General features: G+C 33.4%; 13 protein-coding genes. 1 reads left to right on the plus strand and 12 read right to left on the minus strand.

Features of this window, described 5'->3' with window-relative positions; all coding sequences use genetic code 11:
- Positions 1-15: 15 nt before the first annotated feature.
- The 7 genes from F7O84_RS08975 to mtaB all read right to left on the minus strand — a co-directional run bounded on the left by F7O84_RS08975 (position 16) and on the right by mtaB (position 4,961).
- Positions 16-414, minus strand: a complete 399-nt coding sequence (locus F7O84_RS08975; RefSeq protein ID WP_151144258.1) for a YlbF/YmcA family competence regulator — start codon at positions 412-414, stop codon at positions 16-18.
- On the minus strand, positions 360-2,024 hold the full coding sequence (locus F7O84_RS08980; RefSeq protein WP_151144259.1) for a ribonuclease J: 1,665 nt from the start codon (positions 2,022-2,024) through the stop codon (positions 360-362). Before F7O84_RS08980 ends, F7O84_RS08975 begins: the two co-directional genes overlap by 55 nt.
- Positions 2,025-2,065: 41 nt before the next feature.
- Positions 2,066-2,524, minus strand: a complete 459-nt coding sequence (locus F7O84_RS08985; RefSeq protein WP_151144260.1) for a Fur family transcriptional regulator — start codon at positions 2,522-2,524, stop codon at positions 2,066-2,068.
- Between the two features lie 62 nt (positions 2,525-2,586).
- Positions 2,587-2,841: a DUF1292 domain-containing protein gene (locus tag F7O84_RS08990; RefSeq protein WP_151144261.1), complete on the minus strand. Its 255-nt coding sequence runs from the start codon at positions 2,839-2,841 to the stop codon at positions 2,587-2,589.
- A 40-nt stretch (positions 2,842-2,881) separates the two neighbouring features.
- Complete coding sequence (ruvX, locus tag F7O84_RS08995; RefSeq protein WP_151144262.1) at positions 2,882-3,313, minus strand: Holliday junction resolvase RuvX; 432 nt, start codon at positions 3,311-3,313, stop codon at positions 2,882-2,884.
- Positions 3,314-3,320: 7 nt separating this feature from the next.
- Positions 3,321-3,584 (minus strand): IreB family regulatory phosphoprotein, encoded by a 264-nt coding sequence (locus F7O84_RS09000; protein ID WP_151144263.1) that lies wholly within the window; start codon positions 3,582-3,584, stop codon positions 3,321-3,323.
- 69 nt (positions 3,585-3,653) lie between these two features.
- Entirely contained in the window at positions 3,654-4,961 is a 1,308-nt protein-coding gene (gene mtaB, locus F7O84_RS09005) for a tRNA (N(6)-L-threonylcarbamoyladenosine(37)-C(2))-methylthiotransferase MtaB (protein ID WP_151144264.1), read from the minus strand.
- 254 nt (positions 4,962-5,215) lie between these two features.
- Between mtaB and F7O84_RS09010 the strand changes: the two genes are divergently transcribed.
- Positions 5,216-5,446: an HPr family phosphocarrier protein gene (locus F7O84_RS09010; protein ID WP_151144265.1), complete on the plus strand. Its 231-nt coding sequence runs from the start codon at positions 5,216-5,218 to the stop codon at positions 5,444-5,446.
- Positions 5,447-5,594: 148 nt separating this feature from the next.
- Here F7O84_RS09010 and thiI read toward each other — a convergent pair whose 3' ends face one another.
- Genes thiI through F7O84_RS09035 form a run of 5 tightly spaced genes read right to left on the minus strand, consistent with a single transcriptional unit; the run spans position 5,595 to position 12,015 of the window.
- Entirely contained in the window at positions 5,595-6,773 is a 1,179-nt protein-coding gene (thiI, locus tag F7O84_RS09015) for a tRNA uracil 4-sulfurtransferase ThiI (RefSeq protein ID WP_151144266.1), read from the minus strand.
- Positions 6,774-6,787: 14 nt separating this feature from the next.
- The gene (locus F7O84_RS09020) at positions 6,788-7,942 is read right to left on the minus strand and encodes a cysteine desulfurase family protein (RefSeq protein ID WP_151144267.1); all 1,155 of its coding nucleotides are present in this window, start codon (positions 7,940-7,942) and stop codon (positions 6,788-6,790) included.
- 14 nt (positions 7,943-7,956) lie between these two features.
- Entirely contained in the window at positions 7,957-8,709 is a 753-nt protein-coding gene (locus F7O84_RS09025; RefSeq protein WP_151144268.1) for a 16S rRNA (uracil(1498)-N(3))-methyltransferase, read from the minus strand.
- A gap of 8 nt (positions 8,710-8,717) precedes the next feature.
- Positions 8,718-9,671 carry a 50S ribosomal protein L11 methyltransferase gene (gene prmA, locus F7O84_RS09030; protein ID WP_151144269.1) on the minus strand — a complete coding sequence of 318 codons (954 nt, stop codon included), beginning with the start codon at positions 9,669-9,671 and terminating at the stop codon, positions 8,718-8,720.
- 34 nt (positions 9,672-9,705) lie between these two features.
- On the minus strand, positions 9,706-12,015 hold the full coding sequence (locus F7O84_RS09035) for a cyclic nucleotide-binding domain-containing protein (protein WP_151144270.1): 2,310 nt from the start codon (positions 12,013-12,015) through the stop codon (positions 9,706-9,708).
- Positions 12,016-12,101 lie beyond the last annotated feature (86 nt).

Below are 12,101 nucleotides of genomic sequence, written 5' to 3' on the forward strand. Positions count from 1 at the left end.
CCGCCTTGTCCTTAGCTAAAACTCAAGTTCTAAATCCACAAGATTTACTATTGCCATATTAATTTCTTGTATCATCTTACACAATCGAAGTTCAGCAGTTAAAAAAGCCATAACCTTCGGATCTTTTTTTAAGTCTTTATACTGCTGTTCCATTTTGTCAAGTTCAGCAAAATAATCTTCTACCTCAACATTATCTTGCAGTTTGAAGTTTTGTATCCGATATTCATTTAACCTTTTACAAAGCTCTAAATTCCCTTTTATGGCATCTTTTGCTTCGTTATACGCTCTATATTCATCGCTACTTTGAATTGCCTCTGTTAAACGTTTCGTGCACTGCAAAACATGACTCATTACATCACCTATACTTCCATGATAATCGGTAATATCATTGGATTTCTTTTTGTTTTTTTCCACAGATAGTCACTTAATGAATCTTTTACTGTATTCTTAATTTTTCCCCAATCGGAAATGTTTTTGTTCAAACAGCTATCTAAAGCATCACTCACTACTTGTCTTGCTTCATCCATTAGTCCTTCCGATTCTCTAACATATACAAATCCCCTCGAAACAATATCTGGCCCAGCAAGTACTTGGTTACTATATTTTTCTAAAGTCAATACTACAATCAATATACCATCTTCTGCAAGATGTTGTCTATCCCTTAGTACAATATTACCGACATCACCAACACCAAGTCCATCGACTAAAATCGTCCCAGTTGGTACCTTCCCTGTCACTTCGGCTGTTTCTTCACCAAGCTCTAATACATCACCCGACTGCATGATAAATATATTCTCTTTTGGGATTCCAATACTCTTTGCAACCTCAGCATGTGCCTTTAAATGTCTGAATTCACCATGTACAGGTATTGCATATTTTGGACGAACTAATGAATAAATTAATTTAATTTCTTCTTGGCAAGCATGTCCAGATACGTGAGTATCTTGAAAAATTACATTTGCACCTGTTCTAGATAGTTCGTTAATCACCTTTGATACTGCTTTTTCATTTCCCGGAATTGGGTTGGAACTAAATATTACTGTATCACCAGGCTTTATTGTCACTTTCTTATGAATATGTGCAGCCATCCTTGATAATGCCGCCATTGATTCGCCCTGACTTCCAGTTGTAATTAGCACAGTTTGCTCGTCTGGATAATTTTTCAACTGTTCAATATCGATTAGCGTTTTATCTGGTATATTAATATATCCAAGTTCTGAAGCAATTCCGATAATGCTAACCATACTTCTGCCTTCAACAACAACCTTTCGGCCAAATTTATAAGCAGAGTTAATGATTTGTTGTACCCTATCTACATTAGATGCAAAGGTAGCAACAATGATTCTTGAATTTTTATTTTCCGCAAAAATATTATCAAAGGTTTTACCCACTGACTTTTCTGACATGGTAAATCCTGGTCTTTCTGCATTCGTGCTATCACACATAAGAGCGAGAACACCCTTTTTGCCAATTTCTCCAAATCTTTGTAAATCAATGGTGTCTCCAAAAACTGGCGTATAATCAACCTTAAAGTCACCCGTATGAACTACAGTACCAGCAGGAGAATAAATGGCAAGAGCCGAAGCATCCGCTATACTATGATTTGTTTTAATAAATTCAATACGAAAAGCACCAAGGTTGATAGATTGTCCATGTTTTATTACTTTTCTTCTTGTAGACTTTACAAGATTGTGTTCTTTTAATTTGTTTTCAATGATTCCCATTGTTAATTTTGTTGTATAAATAGGGATATTGATTTCCTTTAGCACATAAGGAAGTGCACCGATATGATCCTCGTGCCCATGGGTAATGATAAACCCTTTTACTTTGTCAATATTATCTTTTAAAAATGTTACATCTGGTATTACCAGATCAATTCCTAGCATGTCATCTTCTGGAAATGACAATCCGCAGTCCACAACAATAATACTGTCTTCAAACTGAAAGGCAGTAATGTTCATTCCTATTTGCTCTAATCCGCCTAAAGGAATGATTTTCAATTTTGAGTTGTTAATGTTTTTCAATAAAAATTACCTCCATGTATATAAATTTCCGCACATTATTCCTAATCTTTTTCCTTCGCAGAACAATCTTTGCAAAGTCCATAAAGCTTTACTTCATGATCTAGTACTTTAAATGAAATATGATCCATGATTCTTTTTTCCAGTTCATCCAGTAAATCATCTTCAAAAGAAAGTACTTTACTGCATTTGACACATATCAAATGATGATGATGGTGTTTTTTTGAATTTTCATCATGATTACTAATTTCATAACGAACAAAACCGTCATCCAAATTAATACGATCAATTAAGTCAAGCTCTAATAGAAGCTGTATTGTTCTATATACTGTGGCTAAACCTATTTCAGGAAAATCCACTTTTATTAATTCGTATATCTCTTCTGCTGTTAAATGTATGTCAGGCGAATTGGATAAAACTTCAAGAACCCTAACTCTTTGAGTTGTCACTTTTAAGCCTTTTTGCCTAAGTAATTCCTTGAATTCATCCTTATCAACTGACATTAATTTCACCTCTCATAACTAGAATAAAATGCTATTATTAATCAGCCATTGGCTGTGTTTACCTATTTTTGTATCTCTATATCATCTAATATTTCCGAAAAAATATTAGAAACATATTCTAATTCTTCTTCCTCTTCTACCATTTCATAGATAGCTTCTTCATCTTCTACATCAGACAAATCTTTCAAAATAAAGGCATCTGCATCACCTTCTTCTTCTTCTGTTACCAAAATATAATTTATTCCATTGATTTTGGTCTCTTCTATCACATAAAAATCTACAGCATCATCATCGAACTGAAATTTTATTTTTTCCATCATTTCCTCCATTGCCTACAGCATTTTACACTGTAACAAACTACTTATTTTGATTCGATAAAAAATCCAAATATCCTTGCAAAATGAAGACCGCAGCAAGTTTATCCACATACAGCTTACGATCTTCTCTTCTAATCTGTCCCTCTATCATGGTTCTATCTGCTTCCACTGTTGTTAATCGTTCATCCCACATCGTGACAGGTAAATTCATTCTTCTCTCAAGCATCTCCTTGAATTCTAAGGATTTTATCCCTCGATCACCAACAGAGTTATCCATATTTTTAGGAAATCCTAGCACAATTTCCTCGACCTCGTATTCTTCAATTAACTGTTCAAGACGTGCTAATGTCTGTCTTAATTTATTCTCAGATTTTCTACGTACAATCTCAATCCCTTGAGCTGTATAACCCAATGAATCACTGATTGCAACGCCAACTGTTTTGGAACCATAATCCAAACCCATTATTCGCATATTTCACCTATTCCCACTTATTTGTCTTAATATATTCCTTTAAAACTTCTTCTACAAGTTCATCACGTTCTACTTTCATAATCAAACTTCTTGCATTACGATGACTTGTAATATAAGTTGGGTCTCCTGACATAATATATCCGACAATCTGATTAACAGGGTTATATCCTTTCTCAGTTAAAGCCTGATATACTACATTAAGAACTTCCTTTACTTGTACTACAGGTTCGGCCTGTACTTTGAAATATTGTGTATTATTTTTATCCTGCATACTACCACGCCCTTAATTAGTCTATATTCTTATTCTAATATAAATCAATCTAAAATTCAATGAGTTTATTTATCTTTTCATTTCAGCCAATATCATGTTTTGTCCATATCGTTTTGTACCAATGCAAGAAATAATTTTATTTTCAAGATTTTCTTCACTGTTTATCAACGTTTTCACATATTCCTTACTATGTCCTACAAAGTATTTTACTCCATCAATTTGCGTTTCTTCTTCGATTAACACTTCCAATTCTTTTCCAATTTGGCTATTCAAATAATCCTCTGATTGTTTTTTTGTAATTGCAAGCAATGTTGCACTGCGATTATTTTTGATGTGTTCCTCTACTTGCTCTTCCATTTCAGCCGCTTTGGTTCCTTGTCTTTTGGAATATTTAAAAACATGCATTTCAAAGAAATTCACTTTTTCAACATATTCTTTTGTAATATTAAATTCTTCTTCTGTTTCTCCTGGAAATCCAACGATAACGTCCGTTGTAATTGCAGGATTGTTGAAATATTTGCGTAAAAGCATGCATTTTTCATAATATTCTTGCGCACTATATCTGCGATTCATCCTTTTTAATGTCTTATCGCATCCACTTTGTAACGACAGATGAAAATGCGGGCACATGTTTTTTAGATTAGAAAGCGTTGAGGCAAACTCTTCTGTTATGATTCTTGGTTCTAAGGAACCAAGTCGTATTCTTTCAATTCCCTGAACCTTACTAACTGCAACGACTAAAGACAACAAATCCTCTTCTTCTAAATCTACACCGTAGGAGCTTAAGTGAATTCCAGTCAACACTACTTCTTTAAATCCTTTCGCAGAAAGCTTTTCAACCTCACTTATCACTTGCGTTATCTTTCTACTTCTCACTCTTCCTCTCGCATATGGTATGATACAGTAGCTACAAAACTGATTACAGCCATCTTGCACCTTTATAATAGCTCTCGTATGTTCCAAAGAGCTTTCAAGCTCTAATTCTTCATACTCTGTGGTATGATTGATATCAATAACATGAGAGAGCTCTTGCTCACTTTCATACTCATTTAGAATGCGTATGATGTCTTTCTTTTTATTGTTTCCTACAATGATATCTACACAATCATCTAGTTCTATTTGTTCCTTTGACGCTTGTGCATAACATCCTGTAGCTACCACAATCGCCTCTGGATTCATTTTCTTTGCTTTATGAAGCATTTGTCTTGATTTTCGATCTGCTATATTAGTAACCGTACAGGTATTAATAATATAAACATCCGCTTTATCTGTAAAGCCAACAATCTCATATCCGCTTTGCTCTAGCATTTGTTGCATTGCTTCTGTTTCATAAGCATTTACTTTGCAACCAAGATTGTGTAAAGCCGCTTTTTTCATAGTTTTTCTCCTATTCTATCATGTTATACAAAATTGCTTTTGTCCCATTGTATGCTTTGTCCAACATATGTGTTTTATTTGTAAATTGTACGTAAACTTTATTTATTTTTTATCCTGTTTGCACATATTATCAAAATATTTTTGTTCAAAACATTAAAATTCCGTCAAATCTGATATTTCTGTTAATTGCATCTTGACTTTTAATTTCCATAAATGTAAGATAAATATATCAAAACACAAGGGAGGTTTTAAAGATGAAAACAGTTCAAATTTCTTTAAATTCTATCGATAAAGTTAAATCATTTGTTAATGAAATTACTAAATTTGATTATGATTTTGACTTAGTTTCAGGAAGATATGTTATTGACGCAAAATCTATTATGGGAATTTTCAGTTTGGATTTGTCTAAGCCAATCGATTTAAATATCCATGCTGAAGACGAAATCGAATCAATCTTAGCAGCACTTAATCCTTACTTAATCTAATTCGTAAGGCTTATTATCAAAAATATTATAGAAATGATTATCTTTCTATTTATAAATTGAAACCAAAGCAGTTGCCACATCATTGAGAAATTGGCAGCTGTTTTTTACATATCAAAAATCGCAAGCAATTTTTGATATGTAACGCCTTTTATTCACATATAATAACTTCTTCTGTTTTTAAAGCAGTCTCAACCAATTCGTCAATCTTTTCTTCAAGATTTCTTTCCGAACGTTTTATAATATTAACATTTGGCTTAGTCACTGGATGTTTTGCAACAAAGATAGTACAACAGTCTTCAAATGGAAGAATGGAAGTTTCATACGTGTTGATTTTTAAGGAAATGTCAACAATATCTTGTTTATCAAAACTAATAAGCGGTCTGATAACAGGCATGGTACATACTTCATTTGTTGCAGCGAGACTTTGCATTGTCTGACTGGCTACTTGTCCAATACTTTCTCCTGTAATTAACCCTAAAGACCCTGTTTCTTTTGCAATATGCTCGGCAATCCTCATCATATATCTTCTCATTATAATAGTTAACTCATCATGTGGACACTTTTCATAAATATACAATTGAATGTCGGTAAAATTAATAATGTGTAGATGAATTGGTCCTGAGTATACCGATACTAGTTTCGCCAAATCTACTACCTTTTGCTTTGCTCTTTCACTCGTATATGGTGGTGCATGAAAATATACCGCATCAATTTTTACACCTCTTCTTGCAACCATGTATCCTGCAACAGGGCTGTCAATTCCTCCAGACAATAAAAGCATGGCCTTTCCATTCGTACCAACTGGCATTCCACCAGCTCCTGGAATGACAGTAGAATAAATATAAATCTTCTCACGTATTTCTACATTAAGTAGTACTTGAGGATTATGAACATCTACTTTCACATTAGGAAAAGCTTGTAAGATTTTTTCACCAAGACTATAGTTTATTTGCATGGAGTCCATTGGATAATTTTTTCTAGCACGTCGTGCATTTACTTTAAATGTTTGATCAAGCGTTGGATGGGCTTTTTTAAAATATGCTACAACATCTTTTGCTAATTGTTCAAAACCTTCATCCTCAACATGAACAACTGGACATATACCAACGATACCAAACACCTTTTTGAGTGCATCCACGGTTTCCTCATAATCATATTCACTTAATACTTCTACATAGATTCTACCTTGTTGCTTTGATACCTCAAACTCACCATCCACTTTCCTTAGTGCATGCTTGATTTGTTTTACTAATGCGTCTTCAAACAAATATTTATTTTTTCCTTTAATTCCGATTTCTCCATACTTAATTAAAAATGATTTAAACATCTATTTCCTCCAAATCAGTGCCGTTTATATATTCTTAGTTTTGGTAATATTTCTTTCAACGCATCCAAACAATAACTTAGCTCTTCCTTTGTTGTTTCAAAAGAAAAACTAAATCGGATTGTAGAATCTAAAAGTTCTTTTTCTACTCCAATCGCTTTTAAAGTGGGACTAACCGTAGGCTTATTGGAAGCACACGCTGAACCAGCCGAAACATAGATTTCTTTACTCTCAAGCGCATGAAGTAAAACCTCACTTCTTACATGTAAAAAACTAGCACTAACGATATGAGGAGCACTGTCTAATCCTGTCTTTCCATTTAAATAAACACCTTCAAGTTTAGAAATCTCTTCTACAAAATAACTTTTCAAACGATATAAATTGTCTATTTTTTCTTCAAAATTCTCATATGTTTTTAATACTGCCATACCAATTCCTGCTATCCCAGGAACATTCTCTGTTCCTGAGCGCATTCCTTTTTGCTGGCCACCACCAAAAGCAATTGGTTTTATTTTCACTTTTTCACTGATATAACAAAATCCAACTCCCTTTGGTCCATTTATCTTATGACCACTAGCCGATAACAAATCAATGTTTAGTCTTTTCGGATATATTTTATATTTTCCAAAACCTTGTATCGCATCTACATGAAAAAGTGTATTTGGATTTTTTTCTTTAATCATTTGCGCTATTTTATCAATTGGTTGAACGGATCCGATTTCATTGTTTACATACATAATAGAGACTAAAATGGTATCGTCACAAATTGCTTTGTCAAGTTCCTCCAATGAAACAATTCCAGCTTCGTCCACAGGAAGATAGGTTACACGAAATCCTTGTTCTTCTAAGTATTTCATCGTATTTATAACAGACGGATGTTCTATTATAGTAGTAATCAAATGTTTTCCTGTACGAATATTTGCCATGGCACTTCCTATGATTGCCAAGTTATTGGATTCTGTACCCCCAGAAGTAAAAAATAATTCCTTTTCATTAACCTTTAAAGTAGAAGCAATTATTTCTTTTGACTGCTTTAAATACTTCTCAGCTTCCACTCCCTTAATATGCATCGAGGAAGGATTTGCGTAATCTTTTGTCATAGCATTAATTACAATATCCTTTACTTCTTCAAAACATTTTGTTGTTGCTGAATTATCTAAATAACATTCCACTGTTAATATCCATCCTATTCATCGGTTTCTTTACCCTCTAATTGAAACATAATAACAGACAGCGCTGTAAGTCCTGCTGTCTCTGTTCTAAGTATTCGTTTTCCTAATGTAATCGTCTTCATATTATGTTTACGTGCACTTGCAATTTCATTTTCATCAAAACCCCCTTCAGGGCCTATAAAAACTCCAATCGAAGTATTTGCTTTGAGGGAAGCAATCACTTGCTTTGTCTCTTTCATTTTGTCTGCATGTTCATACGGTATTAAATTATACTCAAAATTCTTTGCATAATCAAGTGCTTCTTGAAAGGACATTACATGTTTTACATTTGGAACAACACTTCTTTTCGATTGTTTTGCTGCACTTTCTGCAATTGCCTGCCACCGTTTGACCTTATTTGATTGTTTTTTCTCATCTAATTTTACAACAGAGTGTTTCATGGATACCGGAATAATTTCGAATACTCCTAATTCTACTGCTTTTTGAATAATAAGTTCCATCTTATCCGCTTTAGGTAGTCCTTGAAATAAATAAATCTTAGAGGGAAGCTCTCCCCCCTCTTCATCAATAGACAAAACAGTGGCAATAATTTCTTCATTTGTAATCTTACTTAGCTCACATAAGTAATCTTTATTGATTCCATTACTAATAAGAAGCTTCTCTCCTATCTTCATACGAAGTACATTCTTGATATGATTGACATCAGCCCCTGTAATGGTAATATAGTTTTCTTTAATTTGATTGTCGTTTACAAAAAAATGATGCATATTTCTCCCTATAGTTTCTTAGCTGTAACAGATACCCATTCACCTTGATGTGTTATCTCAACAATCTCAAAACCATTGTCTTTCACCGCTGCTACAACGTCTTCTTCTTTTTTATCAATAATACCAGAGGTAATATAGTAGCCATTTGGTTTTAAATTTTTCTTAATAACAGGCGTTAAAGGTATCAAAACATCTGCCAAAATATTAGCAACAACAATATCATAGGCTTCACATCCTACTTCCTGTTGTAAATTAATATCCTCTAATAAATTACCTGCCTCTACATGAAATTTATCCTCTGGAATTTGATTTACTTTCGCATTCTCGATTGATGCATTGATTGCATTCGGATCAATATCAATGCCTCTTGCGTATGTTGCCCCAAGTTTGATGGAAACGATGGAAAGAATACCACTTCCGCAACCTACGTCAAATACTTTTGTTGTACTTGTAATATATTTTTTAAGCTGCCTGATACATAATTGCGTTGTTTCGTGCATTCCTGTTCCAAATGCAGTCCCTGGATCAATTTGAATCATTAGTTTGTCATGATCTTCTGGCTTTACTTCTTCCCACGATGGTTTGATTAAAATATCGTCTACACTAAACTGCTTAAAATACTGTTTCCAATTATTAATCCAATCTTTATCTTCTGTTTGTGATTCCATTATCGTGCACTCACCAACCTCCATATAGCTTCTTAATTCATTTAACTCATGCTTTACATTTTGAAGCGTCTCTTTTGCATCTACTTCGCTATCAATATAAAAGCTGATATAAGCTACGTTATCATCTGGTCCCATGTCTGGCAAAATATCGACAAACATTTGCTTTTTATCTGCTTCAGATAATGGTATTTTGTCTTCAATCTCCACACCTTCAATACCAAGATCCATCAGCGTACTACTAATGATGTCTTCCGCATCTGTAATTGTTTTGATTGTATATTTATTCCACTTCACTCGTACACCTCTTTATTATTCGAGAATTCTCTCTTTATTGGTTATGGAATGCTAAATTATCTTCTAATTCTTTGGTAACAGTACCACCATTTCTTCGAATAGAAGCATATGCATTTTCTAATTTCTTAATTTTAGCAGCTTGTAATGTTTCATAGCGGTCAAGCAATTCTGAAAAAGCTGGAAAATTACTCAATTCAGTTCGAATTGGTTTTGAAAAAGGACAATAGGTTAGTAAGATTGCTCTGGCAATTTTATTCAATCTTGACGAACCTTTCGATTCATATCGAATCCATTGAATATAATCTTGCACAAATACCTCTCTATAATTATTTCGAACTCGAGTAATTTCATTTCGCAACTTTTCTTTTGCCTGTGGTGACAAATCACGATTCTTTTTATAAAACTGTATATAATCATAATACTCAGAGGTTAAGGATTTTTCTGTTATATCACTCCAGTATACCCCCTGAACATTTCTACAAATCTCCCATCGATATCGTCCAGCCACGCTAATCAACATATCTTCTGCTTGTTCTTTACTAAGTATTGGCATAACAAATCGAGCAGGTGTATCTTTTCTAAGTCCTGACGTTTCTTGCCACATACTACTTTTTGAACCAACATTTGGCATTAATATTGTAATTGGAAGTATTTTTTTCTCAATATATTCCTTCGCAATCCCTTTACTAGAATCATGGTATAACACAGTCCGATAAAACAAAGAAAAGTCAATTTTTTGCAACTCTTCATACGCCTTTATAATATCAGATTTCTTTTGTATTAATTTATCTATTGTTCCTATTATGAAATCTTTATGCAAAATCGGACAAAAAGTTAATACTTTTCCACTGGTAATCTTATTCGCAGCTCGAAACATATTTTCTATTTCAAACGTAACTTTTCCTTTTTGATCCTTTAAATATTCTCTTTCTTCTGCTTCGGAAACATGTTGTGTTTTTTTCTTTTCGCGAAGCATGCCTTGGTAATCTAAATCAAATTCATTTTTAGAAGGTTCTGCTTTTCCATAATAGATTTCCTGCAACCATTCCTTCATCGTATAAATTGGATATTCGCTTACTTCTTGCTCTTGTTTTAAATAAAACAATTGTAGTAACTGGCTTTCTGTAATGAATTTCTCGTCCACATAGCCATAATTTAAGAACAAATCAATGACTGGCTCAGCCATTTTGGTTTCTTCAGCCTTAAAGAAAATCAATTCATATAATTCATAAAAAATCTTAGTAATTGCCTTACGCAGCTTATCCACTTCATCTGTTGTGGCTGATTTGTCTGGAAGCGAATTGTATACTGTCAAATATTGTTTAAACTTGTCCGCCTTATCTTGGCTAATACCAGAATATTCTAATATTGTAGCAAGTGAGTCCTTAGCAAGTACTTTGGCTCCTTTTATTTGTTCAATCGTGTATTGTTTGGTCAAATCGTTTTGTTCATCATCCAAATCTGCCCCAACCTTTATCTTCGTCTTAAAATGACTAATCAAGACTGGTAATACTGCTTGTTCAATCACTTTTTCTTTGGTGACAAAAGTTGTTATATTTTTAATTCTAGACCAAACAAATGAAATGTCTCCATTTGACTCGTTAATCATAAATGCAAGTTCTGCAAGTCGCATAAATAGATTGTCCTCATCCTTTGCAAATAATGCATGTTTGACTTGATTAACATATTCAATAATAGGTTCATAAGCATCCGAAATCTCTAATATATTTTCATGAAAGCGTTTTACTTCCGTCATCATTACATATTCACTTGCAGAGTAGAACTTCTTTTTTAACTCAAGAGGAATCAAGTCTAAATTGATAAAATAATCTAAATCAGCCGTTACAATCGCATTATCTTCTTCAAACTCCTCTAAATTTTCAATGCGTTTAATTTGTGCTGGTTCTTTATGATAATTCTTACAAATCTGCTTGTACTCTTCATATTCATTTCTTATAAATTGAGAAATTTCTTCACTCAAACCTTTTAATTTCTCAAATTCTCCTGTAATGCTGATCATTTGTTTTGCCAATGAACTTATTATAATTCCAGCATACGTTTTATCAGCGGCAAATACCTTTCCTAAATCTTGTAGCGTTTCCAACTGAAAATAGCATATTAAAGTTTCCTCATTGGCAGTATAATTATATAGATATTTGCCGATTCCAAGATCTAATACCCCTAGTACATTTCCTGCCATAATTGTATTTTCACCATATTTACCAGTCGCTTTTACACTACCCGTTAAAATAATACAAATCTCATTTATGGTAGCCCCTTCTTGGTAAATAACTGCTCCTGCTTCTAATCGTCGAGTCATCATGGACTGTTCTAATCTCCCCATCTTTTGTCATCCTTTCCGTATACGTACATCCTTGTAGTCTAAATGTCATTTTGAGTATTTTCTTTTGTAAAACGAATTTATATATT

Origin of the sequence: Candidatus Galacturonatibacter soehngenii (assembly GCF_008830185.1) — a bacterium.
Lineage (GTDB): Bacteria > Bacillota > Clostridia > Lachnospirales > Lachnospiraceae > Lachnotalea > Lachnotalea soehngenii.

Excerpts from the sequence above, each read along its gene's own strand:
- F7O84_RS09025 (WP_151144268.1), bottom strand. The coding sequence starts at position 8,709 with ATGCATCATTTTTTTGTAAACGACAATCAAATTAAAGAAAACTATATT.
- ruvX (WP_151144262.1), bottom strand. The coding sequence starts at position 3,313 with ATGCGAATAATGGGTTTGGATTATGGTTCCAAAACAGTTGGCGTTGCA.
- F7O84_RS09010 (WP_151144265.1), top strand. The coding sequence starts at position 5,216 with ATGAAAACAGTTCAAATTTCTTTAAATTCTATCGATAAAGTTAAATCA.
- F7O84_RS08990 (WP_151144261.1), bottom strand. The coding sequence starts at position 2,841 with ATGGAAAAAATAAAATTTCAGTTCGATGATGATGCTGTAGATTTTTAT.
- F7O84_RS09000 (WP_151144263.1), bottom strand. The coding sequence starts at position 3,584 with ATGCAGGATAAAAATAATACACAATATTTCAAAGTACAGGCCGAACCT.
- mtaB (WP_151144264.1), bottom strand. The coding sequence starts at position 4,961 with ATGAAAAAAGCGGCTTTACACAATCTTGGTTGCAAAGTAAATGCTTAT.
- F7O84_RS09035 (WP_151144270.1), bottom strand. The coding sequence starts at position 12,015 with ATGGGGAGATTAGAACAGTCCATGATGACTCGACGATTAGAAGCAGGA.
- thiI (WP_151144266.1), bottom strand. The coding sequence starts at position 6,773 with ATGTTTAAATCATTTTTAATTAAGTATGGAGAAATCGGAATTAAAGGA.
- F7O84_RS08985 (WP_151144260.1), bottom strand. The coding sequence starts at position 2,524 with ATGTCAGTTGATAAGGATGAATTCAAGGAATTACTTAGGCAAAAAGGC.